The following is a 16,947-nucleotide window of genomic DNA, read 5'->3' as shown; positions in this document are numbered from 1 at the left end:
TACCTATGCGCGCGGCGCCGCGGCGCAAGTCACAGCAGGTGCCCGGATTTCGCTGCCTTGACGGCAAGGTAGCGGGCGTTGTGGTGGGTGTGGCCCACCTTCAGCGGCACGCGCTCGGGCACGCGGATGCCGCAGCGCTCCATCATCTCGATCTTGGCGGGGTTGTTGGTCAGCAGCCGCACGGCGGAAAAGCCCATGCGCGTCAGGATCTCGGCACCCAGCCGGAAATCCCGCTCGTCGTCCTCGAACCCCAGCCGGTGGTTGGCCTCGACCGTGTCGAAGCCCTGGTCCTGCAGCGCGTAGGCCCGCATCTTGTTGGCAAGCCCGATGCCGCGTCCCTCCTGGTTGAGGTAGAGCAGCACGCCCGCCCCCTCCTGCCCCATCTGGTTCAGCGCGGCGTTGAGCTGCGGGCCGCAGTCGCACTTGAGCGACCCCAGCAGGTCCCCGGTAAAGCAGGCCGAATGCAGGCGGCTCAGCACCGGCTGGTCCCGGTCGGGGCGCCCGATCTCGATGGCGTAATGCTCCTCCGACCCGTCACCGGGGCGGAAGATGTGCAACCGGGCGTTCTCGGCCGCGCGCAACGGCACGCGCGCCGACACCACATGCGCCAGCGTCGGCAGCGCCTCGAGGTAGGGCGCGACCTCTCCCGCGTGCAGAAGCGTCAGCCCGTGGGTCGCGGCCCAGTGCGCCGCGTCCTCGACCGGGACGACAAGCGCCGCGGGCAGCAGCCGCGCGGACTTCACCAGTTCCGACGCCAGCCGGTGCAGGCTCGCGTCGCCGCCCCGCCGGGTCGACAGCGGCCCCTTCATCGGGTTGGCCAGATCGCCCGATGGATCGGCCAGCGCCTGCACCCAGGCCATGTCGGCATCCTCGGGCAGCGCCACGCGCGCCACGTCGCCGTCGTAGGGCCGCGCCTTCAGCGTCGCCGCGCGCCGCCCGGTCAGCACCACGTCCACCGGCCCCGCCGCCCGCAGCGCGTCGAGCCGCCCCGCCACGCCGGTCTCGGCCGCCATGATGAGCGCCCCGCCGCCATGCGCCGCCAGGACCACCGGCACCCCCATGCGCAGGTCCGCGCGCCCGCGCGCCAGCGTCTCGGTCAGGTCAGGCGAAAGGGGGGCGGGGCCGTCGGTCATGGGGGCTGTCCTTGGTACTCGAAGCCGGCAACATAGGCCGGATACTGTAACATTCCCATGCCCCGTACACGACGGCGTGACCGAAGTGCAGCAAAACTTGCCGAGCCCCGCCCCGCCGGCCACATCCCCCCTAACGTCAAGGAGATACGAGCAACATGGCCCAGCTAAAGAACATCCTTCTGGTGGACGATGACGACGACCTGCGCGAGGCGCTGGCAGAACAGCTCGTGATGACCGAGGACTTCGAGGTCTTCGAGGCCGAGAACGGCTCGAGCGCGATGGCGCGCACCAAGGAGCAGTCCTACGATCTCGTCATCCTCGATGTCGGCCTGCCCGACACCGACGGTCGCGAGCTTTGCCGCCTGATGCGCAAGCAGGGCGTCAAGGCACCGATCCTCATGCTCACCGGGCATGACACCGACGCGGACACGATCCTCGGCCTAGACGCCGGGGCGAACGACTACATCACCAAGCCCTTCAAGTTCCCTGTGCTGCTGGCCCGCATCCGCGCCCAGCTGCGCCAGCACGAGCAGTCCGAGGACGCGGTCTTCACCGTGGGGCCCTACAGCTTCAAGCCGGCGATGAAGATGCTTGTCACCGACGACGACAAGAAGATCCGCCTGACGGAGAAGGAAACCAACATCCTCAAGTTCCTTTACCGGGCGACAGAGGGCGTCGTGCCGCGCGAAACGCTCCTGCACGAGGTCTGGGGCTACAACGCCGGGGCGACCACGCACACGCTCGAAACCCACATCTATCGCCTGCGCCAGAAGATCGAACCCGACCCCTCGAACGCCCGACTCCTGGTAACGGAATCCGGCGGATACCGGCTGATGTCATAAAATCCGATTGAGGCGGGAACCGAACCCGGCTCTGATGGTGTTAAAGGAATGATAGGTTTTGATGGAGTAAGGCACGTCAAGGCCAGCTTCCCGGCGCCGCGCTCCCCTCATGGTGTTGCGTCGGGGGGCTAACCAGATCCCGTTGCATGTGCGGGTTATCACATGCACCTCCCTGTTGGACCTGGCCGGGCTTTTCAGCCCGGCCTTTTTTGTCGTGCGACCGAAGGTTTTCCGTGCGCGCGATGCACGCGCCGGCAAAGCGCCCCCTCCCCTCCCCGACGAGATTTCTGGCGCGCCCCGGCAACCCAGTTGCGAGCACCGGCTTCGACGAGCAACTTGGCATGCCGCGAAGGCTGCAAGATGCGGTGAACGGTGAAGAGGTTTCCCTGCGGCACTCCACCGGGCGCGCGGGATAGCGCCCGAGACAGTCTTCCCTCGCCTTTCGGCCAATCATGAAGGGGTTCGCCGCAGCGGGGCGGGCAGACACCGACCGTAGCCAGAGGTGTCTGCCCCACGGCCAGCGCCGGGGTCGCGCCCCGGACGAAGGCAGTAGGACGGCCGGAATCCGTCGCGCCTGTCCCCATCACCTCACGCCGGTACCTCGCCTGCCGAGCACCTCTGGGGGCACCATCGCCGCAAGGGTCTAACAGCCCGTAAAAAGCCGCAGAGGAAACTGCAGGCCTTTGAAGGAAAGGGTGTAAGGACGCGGTAAGGCTTCGCTGTCACCATGGCGGCTCCAAAAGCGAAGGGCACGCGCATGTTCCGTATCATCCCGACCTGTCTCGCCGCGCTGCTGGCAGTGCCGCTCCATGCCGGCGGCACACCCGCCGACGATGGTGGCCCGGTGGCCCCACCCCCGGTGTTCAATGGCGCGCATCACAGCGCCGCTTCACGCAACGCGGCCGACCCGCTTGGCGGACAGGGCTATACCACGCTCTCGCCGCAGATGCTGGATGCCATGGTGGCCGCCGGGCTCATTGGCGCAGCGGCCAGCTACGTGCCACAGACCCGTCCCCGCAAGCGGCCGGATCATTTCCGTCACCCGCCGCGCCACCACGCGCCGGACCTGCCCCTCCCGCACGTCGAACACCCCTGAGCCCACGAAAAAGGGCGCCCCGCTGGGCGCCCTTCGAAAGCCGGTCAGAGGTTGCGGATCACTCCGCGTTCTCTTCCTTCTTCTCGACGACTTCCTCGCCGGTCTCTTGGTCGACAACCTTCATCGACAGGCGCACCTTGCCGCGATCGTCGAAGCCGAGCAGCTTGACCCAGACCTCCTGGCCTTCCTTCAGCTCGTCCGAAGGATGGTTCAGGCGGCGCGGCACGATCTGGCTCACGTGCACAAGACCGTCCCGCTTGCCGAAGAAGTTCACGAAGGCACCGAAGTCGACGATCTTCACGACCTTGCCCTTGTAGATGTGGCCCTCTTCCGGCTCCGCCACGATCGAGTGGATCATGTCGTAGGCGCGCTTGATGGCCTCGCCGTCCGAGGACGCGATCTTCACCACGCCGTCGTCGTTGATGTCGACCTTGGCACCCGAGGTTTCCACGATCTCGCGGATCACCTTGCCGCCCGACCCGATCACTTCGCGGATCTTGTCGGTGGGGATGTGCATGGTCTCGATGCGCGGCGCGTGGACCGAGAATTCGCCCACTTCGCTCAGTGCCTTGCCCATCTCGGACAGGATGTGCATCCGGCCGTCCTTGGCCTGGGCCAGCGCCTTGCGCATGATTTCGGGCGTGATGCCGGCCACCTTGATGTCCATCTGGAGCGAGGTGATGCCGTTCTCGGTGCCCGCGACCTTGAAGTCCATGTCGCCGAGGTGATCCTCGTCGCCAAGGATGTCGGTCAGGACCGCGTACTCGCCGTCGTCCTCGAGGATCAGGCCCATGGCCACACCCGCAACCGGCGCCTTGAGCGGCACGCCCGCGTCCATCATCGACAGCGACCCGCCGCAGACGGAGGCCATCGAGGACGAGCCGTTGGACTCGGTGATCTCCGACACGATGCGGATCGTGTAGGGGAAATCCGTCGCCGCCGGCAGAACCGCCTGCAGCGCGCGCCAGGCAAGCTTGCCGTGGCCGATCTCGCGGCGGCCAGGGCTGCCCACGCGGCCCACTTCACCGACCGAGTACGGCGGGAAGTTGTAGTGCAGCAGGAAGTTCGATTTGAAGTTGCCGTGCAGCGCGTCGATGAACTGCTCGTCGTCGCCAGTGCCCAGCGTGGTCACGACCAGCGCCTGCGTCTCGCCACGGGTGAACAGCGCCGAGCCGTGGGTCCGCGGCAGCAGGCCGGTCTCGGACACGATCGGGCGGACCTCGTCGAGCGCCCGGCCGTCGATGCGGCGGCCGTTCTTGACCACGTCACCGCGCAGAACGCTGGATTCCAGCTTCTTGATGGCGGAGCCGAGGTTCGCATCCTCGAGCTGCTCTTCGCTCAGCTCGGCCTTGATGGCCTCCTTGGCGGCGGCGACGGCGGCGGTGCGCTCCTGCTTGTCGAGGATCGCGTAGGCCTCGCGCATCTTGGTCTCGCCCAGCTTCTTCACCGCCGCGAAAAGCTCGGAGTAATCCGGCGGGGTGAAGTCGAAGGGCTCCTTGGCGGCGTCCTCGGCCAGGTCGATGATCAGGTCCACGACCGGCTGGATCTGCTCGTGCGCGAACAGGACCGCGCCCAGCATTTCCTCTTCCGACAGCTCGTAGGCCTCGGATTCGACCATCATCACGGCGTCCTTGGTGCCCGCCACCACGAGGTCGAGCCGCTGCTCGGGCTGGTCGCGCAGGATGTTCATGTCATCCACGGTGGGGTTCAGGACGTATTCGCCACCCTCGTAGCCCACGCGGCAGCCCGCGATCGGGCCCATGAAAGGCACGCCGGAAATCGTCAGCGCGGCCGAGGCGGCGATCATCGCGACGACGTCGGGATCGTTGACGAGATCGTGGCTCAGCACGGTGCACATCACCAGCACTTCATGCTTGAAGCCGGGCACGAAAAGCGGGCGGATCGGGCGGTCGATCAGGCGCGCGGTCAGCGTTTCCTTCTCGGTCGGACGCGCCTCGCGCTTGAAGAAGCCACCGGGCACCTTGCCGGCAGCATAGTATTTTTCCTGGTAGTGGACGGTCAGCGGGAAGAAATCCTGACCTTCCTTGGCCTGCTTGGCGAAGGTCACGTTGGCCATGACCGAGGTCTCGCCCAGCGTCGCGATGACGGTGCCGTCGGCCTGGCGGGCCACCTTGCCCGTTTCCAGAGTGAGGGTTTCCTCCCCCCACTGCATCGTCTTCTTCGTCTCTTTGAACATGCGTCTATCCTATTGGGGCGCTCCTCGGGCGTATCCCGGGTCCCCGTGTCAATGGCGGCCCCATTGCCGCCGACCCCTCTTCACCAATGATTCCACGGCGCGGGGGTCGTCGCGCCACGTCTCAGATGTGGGGCCGCCGATACAGGTTTTTGCGTCTCTTGCAAAGCGCCGATCTGCCGTGCGGGTCAGGATCGGCAGGCCAGCGCGCGACCCGCAGGCCCTTCTGGACCATCCGCGGCAGCAACAAGCCCGACAACAGGCACAGCCGCCCCCGCCCCGGCCCGCAGGTCGGCGCCGCCCCGCCCGCTTCTTTTCGCCCCAAATACCTCGGGGGAGGCCCGCAGGGCCGGGGGCAGAGCCCCCTCCCGCGCCGCGCTCAGACCTCCAGCGCCATGGCGCGTGCGAGCACTTTCGGGTCGGCATTGCCGCCCGAGACGGTGCAGATCACCGCATCGCCCTCGATCTCGTCCCCCCGGAACAGCGCGGCGGCCAGCGCCACCACACCGCCCGGCTCGGCCACGATCTTCAGGTGACGCGCCGCCAGCGCCATGCTCCGCAGCACCTCCGCCTCGTTCACCACCAGCCCAGGTCCGCAAAGCCGCGCGAGCACCGGAAAGGTGATCTCACCCGGCGTGGGCGTCAGGATCGCATCGCAGAGCCCGCCGGCCTCGACCTCGTTGCGCAGCCGCCGCCCCGCGGCGAGCGAGCGGGCGGTGTCGTCGTAGCCCTCGGGTTCGACCGGGCGCACGCACAGCCCCGGCGCCTTCGCCTCGACCGCGAGCGCGATGCCCGCGGTGAGCCCCCCGCCCCCGCAGCAGGTCAGCAGATCCGCCTCGCGCACCCCCTCCTCGGCCACCTGCTCGGCGATCTCGAGCCCGCAGGTGGCCTGCCCGGCAATCACCTCGGGCTCGTCGTAGGGCTTGACCAGCGTCAGCCCCCGTTCCGCAGCCAGCCGCGCGCCCAGTTCCTCGCGGCTGCCGCCGGCCCGCTCGTAAAGCACCACCTCCGCGCCCAGCGCCCTGGTACCCTCGATCTTCAGCGCCGGAGCGTCCGAGGGCATGATGATGACGGCCGGCACGCCAAAGGCCTGCGCCGCGCGCGCCACACCCTGCGCGTGGTTCCCCGAGGAAAAGGCGATGACGCCATTGGCCCGCACCTCCTCGGGCAGGGCCGAAAGCGCCGCCCAGGCGCCGCGTGCCTTGAAGCTGCCGGTGTGCTGCAGGCACTCCGCCTTAACCAGCACCCGGCGGCCGGCGATCGCGTCGAGCGCGTGCGACGAAAGCAGAGGCGTTCGGCGCACGTGGCCCTCCAGGCGGGCGGCGGCGGCTTCGATACGGGCGATGTCCATTGGGCAGTCCTTTCCTGTCGCCGCGATCAGGGGCAGGTCGAGCGGGCTTGTCAATGCTTGCCGCCCCCCGCGACCCGGGGCAGGATGCGCGCCATGATCGAGAGACGGGCAGAGGCAGACGGCATCCGCAGCGCCGCCTGGTATTCCCCCTGCGAGGCCTACCGCTACGGGCTGGAGCGTCGCTGGGGCACCGGCGGCGCGCTGCTCTTCGTGATGCTGAACCCCTCGACGGCGACCGAAGAAGCAAACGACCCGACCATCGCGCGCTGCCAGCGGCGCGCACAACAACTCGGGTTCGGCGCCATGCGCATCGCCAACCTGTTCGGTTACCGCGCCACCCGCCCCCGCGATCTCGCCCGGGCCGAGGCCCCGGTGGGGCCCGAGAACGATCTGTTGCTTCGCGACTGGGCGCAGGACGCGGCGCAGGTCCTGGCGGCCTGGGGCGTGCATGGCGCCCTGCTCGGGCGCGGCCCCGAGGTGGCCGCCTGGCTGCCCGGCGACGTGCGCCATCTCGGCCTGACACGTGACGGCCACCCCCGCCATCCGCTCTACCGCTCCTACGCCGTGTTGCCCGCCGCTTGGCCGATTGATGCTCGTTACCCGGAATTGGGCTTGATGAACGATTAACCATGTTCGAGGTAGCACTTCCGGGAAGGGCGCTGCAGTGCGGCGCGCTGCGGAGCAACTGGCGGGAGGATCGGAATGCTGTTGATGAGCGGGCTGCTGGGCCTGGTTCTCCTGTGCGCGGTCCCCTGGACGGTTCCCTGGCACACACCCTCTCACAGGCCCGGTCGCGATATCCCCCTCAGCGAGACATATAGTGATTCGGTCACGTCGCTGCCGGCCCCCAGGCGCCAAGCACACAGGACGGCCCCGGACGCCCTGCGCCGCCACGGGACGCTGACCGCCGCCGATCGCGTCGATCCGCGGGCCGCGGGGGCGCGTCCGAGCTCCGCCCCGCTCCTGCGCGTCGACAACGGCGAAACCGCACTCCCCCTGCCCGCGCCGCCCGCCCATGCCCCCTCGGTCACCGATCTTGGGTCCTTCGACCCGGCCCACGACCAGATCGTGATCCTGTCCGACCTCCCTGCCCCGCAGGGTATCGCGTTCCGCCCGGCTGCGGCCGATCCCGGGGTGCGAGAGATCGTGGCCGGGGGGCAGGTGCTTGCGACGCTGCGGGCCGCCGAGCTGCCCGAGATCATCGAGGTGGTCTGGGTCATGCCCGACCTGGCCCCGTCCGGGCGCCCTATCTGATCCCAATGCCAACGCAGGGGTTTTCAAGCGCGCGCGCCTGGCCTATACGCGAGCATCCCCCCCGGCGCGTCCCGCGCGTCCGGGGTGGTGTTTCTCCACGGGCCCTGCTGGACGACATCCCGGCTTGCGCCATGACCCACATGTTTTCTGAAAGGAGACCCCGATGTCGATTACCGCGGAAGAAAAGACCCGCCTGATGAAGGAATACGCCACCAAGGAAGGCGACACCGGTTCGCCGGAAGTCCAGGTGGCCATCCTGACCTCGCGCATCAGCACGCTGACCGAGCACTTCAAGACCCACAAGAAGGACAACCACTCGCGCCGTGGCCTTCTCAAGCTGGTCGCACAGCGCCGGAAGCTGCTGGACTACCTCAAGGCCAAGAACGAGGACCGCTACCGCGACCTCATCAAGAGCCTAGGCATCCGCCGCTAAGGCACGGAGCCTCATCACGAGTTTCCCGGAAACGCCCGTACCGCAAGGTGCGGGCGTTTTCTCTTGCCGCCCACCCGCGCACGGCCCTGGCACATTTGAATTGTCCGATCTCCGGAATACGCGCAGAATTCGCGCGTTGATTGTATCTGCAGGAGATTTGCATGACCGAGAAGGCGCAGGACGCGGCGATCCTGACCGCACAGGAACGCGAGGCGCTGCCATTCCGCATCAGCCTCGAATCCGCCAACCGGGCCGTGGGCCTCATCGCGCTCGGCCTGCCGCTGGCGCTGCTCGCGGTCGGAGCCTTCGACGCCATCTGCCCTGGCATCAACTCGATCAGCCACTACTACTACAGCCCCCTCGGCGGCGACATCCTGGTCGGCGCGCTCTCGGTCATCGGGGTGCTGATGCTGTTCTTCTACAAGCTGCCCAAGGCACCGCGCGGCGGGCAGATCCCGGTCGAGGGCTACAAGGGCCACCACCCCCGCGACATCTGGCTGGCGCGGCTGGCCGGGCTCTGCGCCTTCGGCGTGGCCTTCTCGCCCACGGGCGGGACAGGCTGTGAGGATTTCGCCGGCAGCGCGATCCGGACCTTCCTGATCGGGACGCAGGGCGGCGACATTGTCGGCCTGCCCGAGGCGCTGCGAATCCCCGACCTCCCCCTCGACCAGCAGCCCGCGGCGGCGGGCGTCGCCCGCTTCGATCTCTGGCACGCCCTGAAATTCGAGAATTTCGTGTTCGGCGCCATCCACTACGCCTCGGCGGCGGTGATGTTCGCGATCCTCGCCTATTATTCGCTGGTGGTCTTCACCCGGAACCAGAAAGCCGGCCCCGAGGACGCCGAACCGGTCCGCTTCACCCGCAAGTGGTGGCGCAACGTGATCTACCGCGCCTGCGGGGCCGTCATCATCGGCTGCCTCGTGGCGCTGGCGGTGCAGTTCGCGATTCTGCCCAACGGCCTCAAGATCGTCTGGAACGCCGCCAACGGCACCTTCTGGGTCGAGGCGCTGGCGCTTTTCGCCTTCGGCATCTCCTGGAGCGTCAAGGGCCGCATCTTCGCCGTGCTGCGCGACCGGGGCGAACCCAATCCCCGCCGCGCCGCGGTTCAGGCCGCGGCGGCGTAAAGCGCGACGGCGGCGGCGTTCGACACGTTGAGCGAGCCGAAGGCGCCCGCCGCGCGGATGCGCACCAGCTGATCGCAGACCTCGCGGGTGCGCGGACGCAGCCCCGGCCCCTCGGCGCCCAGCACCAGCGCAACGGGCCGGTCGCGGCGCCCCTCGACGGCTTCCTCGATGGTCTGCTCGGCCTCGCCGTCGAGGCCGAGCACGATCCAGCCCATGTCACGCAGCTTCAGGATGGTGTCGGCAAGGTTGGTCTCGCGCAGATAGGGCTGCCGTTCCAGCGCGCCCGAGGCCACCTTGGCGAGCGAGCCCGTCTCTGGCGCCGAATGGTGGCGCGTGCCGATCACGGCGCGCGCGCCCAGCACCTCGGCCGAACGCAGGATGGCGCCCACGTTGTGCGGATCGCTCACCCGGTCGAGCAGCACCAGCCGCATGGGCCCGTCGCCCAGCGCCACCTCCTCGAGACTGCCCCAGTCGAGCGGCTTCACCTCGAGCGCGGCACCCTGGTGGACCGACCCGGGATCGAGCGGGGCGGAAAACCTGCGCGGATCGCTGACCTCTGGCGTCATGCCAGAGGCGGCGATGGCATCGGCAAGCTTGGCCTCGGCATTGGGCGTCACGATCAGCCTCAGCCTTTCGCGGCGCGGATTTTCCAGCGCGTCGCGCACCGCGTGCAGGCCGAACAGCCACAGCGTTTCCTGCGCCGCGACCTTGCGCGTGCGCTCCTTCTCGACCACCCATTTGGGCTTCTTGACCATGGTGCGGACCTTCCCTTCGCGAGGCCCGTGTCATGCCCCGGGGGCACCCCCGCGTGCAAGGGAATTTCCTGTTGACGCCGCTTTGGGGGTTCGGTATCCGCCTCCCCACTGCCGGGCGATGCCCGGTATGGGCGACGCGCTGCAAGGTGCGGCAGCGGACTGTAAATCCGCCGGGGAGACCCACGCCTGGTTCGATTCCAGGGTCGCCCACCATCCCCCCACCCCATCGTTGACCGGCCGCAAGGCCCCGCGGCATCCCCGCCCGGTGACGGCTCCGCGCAAGACGCGTCGGAACGGCGCGCGCTGTCCCGTTGGTCGGGCGGCGCGGTAGCGCGTCTGTCATTTTCAAGGGATCCGGGCGACCCGCCCGATGGGAAAGGCGCGATCCGCCCGCGCGTGGGGATACGGGCGGATCGCTGTGTCCCGGCTTGCCGGTACCGGGACAGTCCGGCGCGATCAGTCGCTGATCGAGCCTTCCTCGTCGCGGCGTTCGTGCATCTTGGCCTTCACCCGCGCGCCCACGATAAGCGGCAGCACGAAGCCGATGATGGCGATCGCCCAGAGCATCAGCGACAGCGGACTGTCCACCAGCGTGAGCCAGTTGCCGTTGTCGATGGTCACCGCGCGGCGCAGGTTGTTCTCCATCGAGTTGCCCAGCAGCGTCCCGAGGATGATCGGCACCAGCGGCACGTCGAGCTTGCGCAGCACCCAGCCCATGACGCCGAAGCCGATCATGACCATGAGGTCGAAGCTGCTGCCCGAAATGCCGTAGATGCCGACGAAGCTGACCATGGCCACGATGGGCATCAGGATCCGCGAAGGCACCATGAGCACCCGCGTGAAAAGCCCCACCATCGGGATGTTCAGCGCCAGCAGCATGAAGTTGGCGATGAAGAGCGCCGCGATCAGGCCCCAGACCACATCGGGGTTCTGCGAGAAGAGCAGCGGCCCCGGCGTGATGTTGAGCGACAGCAGCACCGCGAGAAGCACCGCCGTGGTGCCCGACCCGGGCACGCCCAGCGCCAGCATAGGCACCAGCGCACCACCGGCCGCGGCGTTGTTGCCCGCCTCGGGCGCGGCCACGCCGCGCGGATCGCCGGTGCCGAAGGTCTTGTCCTTGTCCACCAGCCGCTTTTCCATCGAGTACGAGATGAACGAGCCCAGCGAGGCGCCCGCCCCCGGCAGAACGCCCGCCACGAAGCCCAGCACCGAGGTGCGCAGCATGGTCGGCGTGCACCGCTTGAGCATCGACATCGGCGGGTAGAGCCGCCCGATGTTCAACTTGCGCCCTTCCGCGTCCGAGCCGCCGTGACGGTGCTCGAGGAAGATGAAGACCTCGGACAGAGCGAAGAGCCCGACGATGGCCACGAGAAAATCGAGCCCGTCGTAGAGGTGCACCTCGCCGAAGGTGAAGCGCGGCACGCCGGTCTGCGTATCGACGCCGATGGTGGCAAGGCCAAGGCCCAGCGCCGCGGCGAAGGCCGATTTCGCCTGGTTGGTCGAGGACACGCCGCCCAGCGTCATGAAGGCCAGCGCGAAGAGCGCGAAGTACTCGGCCGGGCCGAAGAGCAGCGCGATCTTCACGAGCTGCGGAGCCAGAAGGATCAGGCCCCAGGTGGCAAAGAACGCGCCCACGAAGGAGGCGATGCCCGAAAGCGATAGCGCCTCGCCCGCCATGCCCTTCTTGGCCATGGGGTGGCCGTCCAGAACGGTCATCATCGCCGGCTCGTCGCCGGGAATGCCCAGCAGGATCGACGAGATCCGGCCGCCGTACATGGCGCCGTAGTAGACCGAAGTCAGCAGGATGAGCGAGGGCGTCGCGCCAAGGCCGAGGGTAAAGGCAAGCGGGATCAGGATCGCCACGCCGTTGGAGGGCCCGAGCCCGGGCAGCGCACCCATGATCGTGCCGAGGAAGCAGCCCAGCAGTGCCAGCAGAAGGTTCTGCCAGGTCAGCGCGATGCCGAAGCCGTCTCCGAGTGATGCGAGAATTTCCATGCGCGCCCCCTCAGAAGCCGAGTGGCCCTTCGGCCAGCGACAGGCCGAGGATCAGGTGAAAGATGACGTAGATGCCGACCGAGCTGCCGATGCCCACGGCCACGGCTTCTAGTGCCGACGATCCCAACCGCCAGGCCAGGTAGGCCGCGGCAAAGGCCGTCGCGATGACGAAGCCCACGACCGTCAGCAGCTGCGCGTAGAGGATCATGACCACGACCGCCGCGGCGATCTCGGCCAGCCGTCCGAGCGCGGGCCACTCCGGCTCAAGGTCGGGGCGCAGCACAATCGCCAGGCTCGAGAGGCCCAGCACGGCGGCGATGATCAGGGGGAAGGCCTTTGGGCCGACGGCATCCGAGAGAAAGCTCTCCTCGATCGCGAGCGCTGAGATCGCGAAACCGATGGCGAGGAGAATACCGACGACCCCGAAGATACGATCGCTCATGGCGAACTCCTTGTCGGGTGTCTGATTATGGATGGGGCGCCGCGCGGAAGCGCGGCGCCCGGAAATCGTGACCTGTCACGCGGTCAGCGGATGATGCCAATCTCGCGCGAGATGTCCTGGATCTGGCTGACCGAATCGGAGACGAACTGCTCGAACTCGGCGCCCTGTAGGTCGAGCGGCGCCAGGCCGTTGGCGGCCATGATCTGCTTCCACTCGTCCGAGGCATAAAGCTCGGAAATATGCGACACCCAGCTCTCGTAGGCCTCGTCGCTCATGTTGCCGGGCGCGTAGAAGCCGCGCCAGTTGGCGCCGATGGCCTCGACACCCTGCTCGCGGGCGGTCGGGAACTCGGCGAACTCGCCATCCAGACGCTCGGGCGCGAGCACGGCAATGACCTTGATGTCGCCGCTGTCGACAAAGCCCTTGGCCTCCGAAAGGTCGCCGGTGAAGGCCTGCACGGAACCTGCCAGAAGCTGGGTCACGGCCTCGCCGCCGCCGTCGAAGGCGATGTATTTCACCTGGCGCACGTCCTCGATGCCATAGGCATTGGCGGCGATCAGCACCTTCAGGTGGTCCCAGCCGCCCACGGCCGAACCGCCCGCGACCGAGGTCGACCGGGGGTCTTCCTTGATGGCATCCAGCAGTTGCGGCAGCGTGTCGATCTCGCTGTCGGCGGCGACGGCGATCACGCCGTAGTCGGCGCCGATCGAGGACACCCAGCGGACCTGGTCCATGGTGTTGCCCGGGTAGGCGCCCTGGGCAAGACGGGTCGCGGTGGCCGTGCTGGCCGCGACGATCAGGTTGTCGTCGTCGCCGCGCTTGTTCACGACCTCGGCAAAGGCCACGCCGCCGCCGCCGCCGGCCAGGTTCACGACCTGCATGGTGCTGTCGATCAGGCCAAGGTCCTGCAGCGTCTTGCCGACTTGGCGGCAGGTGAAGTCCCAGCCACCGCCCGGGTTGGCCGGGGCGATGCACTCGGGGCTTTCCTGTGCGGATACCGCCACGGCGGACAGCGACAGGATGGCAGCGGCAATCGCGCTGCGGGTTGCGGAAAATCTCATGTATCCCTCCTCAGGTAGGCCCGCCTCGCTCCTTCGAGCCGGTAACCGTGCCCCCCGCAGCCACCACCGTGTCGCGGCCCTTTCCTGCGGGGTCGGGAATATGTAACGAAGATACCTGTCAACAACCTGTCACCGGGGACAGGACATGCCGCGGGGGGGCGACGGCACGCATGAGATTCCTGATGATCGAGGATGCCGAGGACCTGGCCGAGGGCGTGATCGCGCAGCTGTCGCGCGCGGGCATGGTCTGCGACCTCGCATCCACGATCGAGGCTGCGCGCGATTTCCGTGCCGTGCAAGACTACGACGCGCTGGTGCTCGACATTAACCTGCCCGACGGCTCGGGACTGGGCCTCCTGCGCGAAATCCGGGCAGGTGGCGACCGGACCCCGGTGCTGATGCTGACCGCGCTGGCCTCGGTCGACGACCGGGTGACGGCGCTCGACGCGGGCGCCGACGACTACCTCGGCAAGCCCTTCGACCAGCGCGAGCTGGAGGCCCGACTGCGCGCGCTCCTGCGCCGCGAGGCGGAGCGCAAGAGCCACGACATCGAGCTCGGCCCGCTCAGTTACACGCCCAGCGACCGCAGCGCCGTGCTTGGCGGCAAGCGGCTCGATCTCACCCGGCGCGAGGCGGCGCTTCTCGACGCGCTCGTCCGCCACCAGGGCCAATTCCTGTCGAAGACCCGGCTCTACAACTCCCTCTACGGCTTCGACGATGCGGACGTCGGCGTGAACGCCATCGAGCTCTACATCGCGCGGCTGCGCAAGAAGTTCGCCGGCAGCGGTGTCAGCATCTCCACCCGCCGCGGCGTGGGCTACCGGATCGGCCTCGATGGCTGAGACACGGGCCCCGCGCAGCCTTGCCACGCGGGTGCTGGCCGCGGTCTTCCTGCTGCTGCTGCTCGGTGCCCTGCTGGTGACCGGCTCGACCTATCTCAACGGACGCCAGGCGGCGCGGGCCGCCTACGACCGGCTGCTTCTCGGGGCGGCGCAGGACATCGCGGAGTCGATCCGCGTCCAAGGCGGCGCGCCCTTCGTGGACCTGCCGGTCTCGGCCTTCGAACTGCTCGCCCAGGCGCCCGAGGACCGCATCTACTACGACGTGCGCGGCCACGGCGGGCGCTTCATCACCGGGCTCGACCCCACGCTGAGCATCGATGCCCCCGCGACGGACGATACAGGCCCCGCCTACTTCGACGCGGCACTTCACGGCGAACCCGCCCGCTTCGTCCGCGTCACCCGACGCTTCGCGGAACGCGCCTTTTCGGGCGAGGTCGAGGTGCTGGTGGGCCAGACCCGCCGCGCACGACAGGCGCTGACGGTACAGCTCGTGGTCGACGCGCTCTGGCCGCTGGCGGTGGCGGGCGCCGTGCTCATGGCGATCTCCTGGGTGGTCACCCGCTCGGCCCTGCGCCCGCTCGAGGCCCTGTCGGAGGACCTTGCCCGGCGCGATCCGCAGGATCTGACCCCCATGCAGACCGACCGCCTGCCCGCCGAACTTCAGGTCATGCTTCAGGCGATGAACCGCTTCATGTCCCGCCTCGACCGGCAGGTCGAGGCCATGCGCAACCTGATCTCCGACACCGCCCACCAGCTGCGCACGCCGGTCGCGGCGATCCGCGTCCAGGCCGAAAGCGCGCAGGCGGCAACCACCGAACAGGATCGCAGCCGCGCGCAGGAGCGTCTGCTGGCGCGCACCCGCTCGCTCGGCACGCTGCTCGATCAGCTCCTGTCGCGCGCCATGGTCATCCACCGCACCGACAGCGCCCCGCGCCTGCCCGTGGACCTGCGCGAGGTGGCCCTCGAGATCCTCGAGACGCAGGACCACGAGCTGCTCGCCCCCGGGGTCGAGATACGGCTCGAGATCGGCGAGGACCCGGTCATGGTGCGCGCCGACGCCTTCTCGCTGCGCGAGGCGGCCCGCAACCTGCTCTCCAACGCGCTCCGGCACGGCACGCCGCCCGTCACCATCGGCGCCGAACGGCACGGGCCGCAGGCCGTGCTCTGGGTCCGCGACTGCGGCGAAGGCCCCAGCCACGCCACCGCCGCGCGGCTGGGCGAGCGCTTCAACCGTTCCTCCGGCAGCCGCGAAGAGGGCGCGGGCATCGGGCTTTCCATCGTGACGTCCGTGGCCGAGGCCTTCGACGGGACCGTCGAGATGACACGGGAAGCCCCAGGCTTCCGCACCGCGCTTGTGCTTCCCGCCGAACCGGAGACCCCATGATCCGCCTGCTGTTCCTCCTGCTGCTCGCCCTCGCGCCGCGCCCCTCACCGGCGCAGGAGGCCGCCGCCCGCTTCGGGACGGGCGACACCCGGTTGCTCGTGCGCTCGACCACCGACATCGCCATCCTCCGCCCGGTCATGGAACGCTTTGCCGCATCCAATCCCGACCTCGCCCTGCACTACGAGCAATGGGGCTCCAACGCGCTCTTCGCGCAGAGCCGCGCCGCCTGCCGCGGCGAGGCCGCGCCCGCCGACGCAGTGCTGTCCTCGGCAGTGCAGCAGATGGTCTGGCTGGTGAATGCCGCCTGCGCCGCGCCCTATCGCTCGCCCGCGACCGCCGCCCTTCCCGAGGCACGCCGCTGGCGCGATGAACTCTGGGGCATCACGACCGAACCGGCCGTGATCGTCTACAACAAGGCCGCCATCGCCGGGGACGAGGTGCCGCGCGACCGTTTCGCCCTGCTCGACATGATGCGCAGCCGGCCGGACCTGCTGCGCGGGCGCATCGCCACCTACGACATCGCCGATTCCGGGCTGGGCTTTCTATTCGCCCATGCCGACAGCCTCGAAGCCACCACCTTCGGCTCGCTGCTCGAAGGCTTCGCCCGCATCGACGCCGTGGCCACCTGCTGCTCGGCCGAGATCATCCGCGGCGTGGCCGAAGGCCGCTACCTGATGGCCTACAACGTGCTCGGCTCCTACGTGCTGGCCGCCGCGGACACCGCCGAGGTCGGCATGGTGCTGCCCGAGGATTACACGCTGGTGCTTTCGCGTGGCTACATGATCCCGAAGGAGGCCGCTGCACCCGCGGCCGCGACACGCCTGCTCGAATTCCTTCTCTCGCCCGAGGCACAGGAGATGATGGCACGCGCCGGGCTGGTCACGACGCTCGACGCCGCCGAAAGCGGCCTGACCCCCAGCGCCCGCCGCTTCATCGCACTCTCGCCTGCCCTGCTCGTGGCCCGCGACGCCAGCCGCCGCGCGGCGCTGTTCCAACTCTGGGACGACTCCTTCCGGCCCGAAACCGCCGCACCCTGACAGG

The 16,947-nt window shown here is 68.6% G+C and carries 16 protein-coding genes and 1 tRNA gene; 10 read left to right on the top strand and 7 right to left on the bottom strand.

Annotation, left to right across the window (positions count from 1 at the left end; translation table 11 throughout):
- Positions 1-29: 29 nt before the first annotated feature.
- Complete coding sequence (gene ribA, locus C8N44_RS00490; protein WP_107974197.1) at positions 30-1,133, bottom strand: GTP cyclohydrolase II; 1,104 nt, start codon at positions 1,131-1,133, stop codon at positions 30-32.
- 155 nt (positions 1,134-1,288) lie between these two features.
- Between ribA and C8N44_RS00485 the strand changes: the two genes are divergently transcribed.
- Both C8N44_RS00485 and C8N44_RS00480 read left to right on the top strand, forming a co-directional pair.
- The gene (locus C8N44_RS00485) at positions 1,289-1,975 is read left to right on the top strand and encodes a response regulator transcription factor (protein WP_107974196.1); all 687 of its coding nucleotides are present in this window, start codon (positions 1,289-1,291) and stop codon (positions 1,973-1,975) included.
- 757 nt (positions 1,976-2,732) lie between these two features.
- Positions 2,733-3,071 carry a hypothetical protein gene (locus tag C8N44_RS00480; RefSeq protein WP_107974195.1) on the top strand — a complete coding sequence of 113 codons (339 nt, stop codon included), beginning with the start codon at positions 2,733-2,735 and terminating at the stop codon, positions 3,069-3,071.
- 58 nt (positions 3,072-3,129) lie between these two features.
- Here C8N44_RS00480 and pnp read toward each other — a convergent pair whose 3' ends face one another.
- Together pnp and C8N44_RS00470 are read right to left on the bottom strand one after the other, a co-directional pair.
- Positions 3,130-5,268, bottom strand: a complete 2,139-nt coding sequence (pnp, locus tag C8N44_RS00475) for a polyribonucleotide nucleotidyltransferase (protein ID WP_107974194.1) — start codon at positions 5,266-5,268, stop codon at positions 3,130-3,132.
- Positions 5,269-5,644: 376 nt separating this feature from the next.
- A complete protein-coding gene (locus tag C8N44_RS00470) occupies positions 5,645-6,616 on the bottom strand; it encodes a threonine ammonia-lyase (RefSeq protein ID WP_107974193.1) in 972 nt (323 codons plus the stop codon).
- A gap of 93 nt (positions 6,617-6,709) precedes the next feature.
- On the opposite strand from C8N44_RS00470, the gene C8N44_RS00465 reads away from it, so the two are divergent.
- From C8N44_RS00465 to C8N44_RS00450, 4 genes are all read left to right on the top strand, one after another.
- A complete protein-coding gene (locus tag C8N44_RS00465; RefSeq protein ID WP_107974192.1) occupies positions 6,710-7,243 on the top strand; it encodes a DUF1643 domain-containing protein in 534 nt (177 codons plus the stop codon).
- A gap of 75 nt (positions 7,244-7,318) precedes the next feature.
- Positions 7,319-7,870, top strand: coding sequence for a hypothetical protein (locus C8N44_RS00460; RefSeq protein ID WP_107974191.1), 552 nt, complete (start codon positions 7,319-7,321; stop codon positions 7,868-7,870).
- 163 nt (positions 7,871-8,033) lie between these two features.
- Positions 8,034-8,303 (top strand): 30S ribosomal protein S15, encoded by a 270-nt coding sequence (gene rpsO / locus C8N44_RS00455; protein ID WP_107974190.1) that lies wholly within the window; start codon positions 8,034-8,036, stop codon positions 8,301-8,303.
- A gap of 161 nt (positions 8,304-8,464) precedes the next feature.
- The gene (locus C8N44_RS00450) at positions 8,465-9,427 is read left to right on the top strand and encodes a hypothetical protein (RefSeq protein ID WP_107974189.1); all 963 of its coding nucleotides are present in this window, start codon (positions 8,465-8,467) and stop codon (positions 9,425-9,427) included.
- Here C8N44_RS00450 and rlmB read toward each other — a convergent pair.
- Entirely contained in the window at positions 9,409-10,182 is a 774-nt protein-coding gene (rlmB, locus tag C8N44_RS00445) for a 23S rRNA (guanosine(2251)-2'-O)-methyltransferase RlmB (protein WP_107974188.1), read from the bottom strand. The genes C8N44_RS00450 and rlmB overlap by 19 nt on opposite strands.
- Before the next feature lie 129 nt (positions 10,183-10,311).
- On the opposite strand from rlmB, the gene C8N44_RS23280 reads away from it, so the two are divergent.
- A tRNA-Tyr gene (locus C8N44_RS23280) sits at positions 10,312-10,395 on the top strand.
- A 243-nt stretch (positions 10,396-10,638) separates the two neighbouring features.
- Here the strand turns inward: C8N44_RS23280 and C8N44_RS00440 are convergent.
- The 3 genes from C8N44_RS00440 to C8N44_RS00430 form a co-directional block, all read right to left on the bottom strand.
- Positions 10,639-12,177 (bottom strand): tripartite tricarboxylate transporter permease, encoded by a 1,539-nt coding sequence (locus tag C8N44_RS00440; RefSeq protein WP_107974187.1) that lies wholly within the window; start codon positions 12,175-12,177, stop codon positions 10,639-10,641.
- 10 nt (positions 12,178-12,187) lie between these two features.
- Positions 12,188-12,619 (bottom strand): tripartite tricarboxylate transporter TctB family protein, encoded by a 432-nt coding sequence (locus C8N44_RS00435; protein ID WP_107974186.1) that lies wholly within the window; start codon positions 12,617-12,619, stop codon positions 12,188-12,190.
- An 83-nt stretch (positions 12,620-12,702) separates the two neighbouring features.
- The gene (locus tag C8N44_RS00430; RefSeq protein ID WP_107974185.1) at positions 12,703-13,680 is read right to left on the bottom strand and encodes a Bug family tripartite tricarboxylate transporter substrate binding protein; all 978 of its coding nucleotides are present in this window, start codon (positions 13,678-13,680) and stop codon (positions 12,703-12,705) included.
- A 170-nt stretch (positions 13,681-13,850) separates the two neighbouring features.
- Between C8N44_RS00430 and C8N44_RS00425 the strand changes: the two genes are divergently transcribed.
- The 3 genes from C8N44_RS00425 to C8N44_RS00415 are packed head-to-tail and all read left to right on the top strand — an operon-like array spanning position 13,851 to position 16,943.
- Positions 13,851-14,522: a response regulator transcription factor gene (locus C8N44_RS00425; RefSeq protein ID WP_107974184.1), complete on the top strand. Its 672-nt coding sequence runs from the start codon at positions 13,851-13,853 to the stop codon at positions 14,520-14,522.
- Positions 14,515-15,906: a sensor histidine kinase gene (locus C8N44_RS00420; RefSeq protein WP_107974183.1), complete on the top strand. Its 1,392-nt coding sequence runs from the start codon at positions 14,515-14,517 to the stop codon at positions 15,904-15,906. The genes C8N44_RS00425 and C8N44_RS00420 overlap by 8 nt, the downstream gene beginning before the upstream one ends.
- On the top strand, positions 15,903-16,943 hold the full coding sequence (locus C8N44_RS00415) for an ABC transporter substrate-binding protein (protein WP_107974182.1): 1,041 nt from the start codon (positions 15,903-15,905) through the stop codon (positions 16,941-16,943). The genes C8N44_RS00420 and C8N44_RS00415 overlap by 4 nt, the downstream gene beginning before the upstream one ends.
- Positions 16,944-16,947: the final 4 nt, after the last annotated feature.

It is taken from the genome of Allosediminivita pacifica (assembly GCF_003054175.1).
Classification (GTDB): domain Bacteria; phylum Pseudomonadota; class Alphaproteobacteria; order Rhodobacterales; family Rhodobacteraceae; genus Allosediminivita; species Allosediminivita pacifica.
Note: the sequence above shows the minus strand (reverse complement) of the source record. Positions and strands in the feature narration are given on the sequence as shown.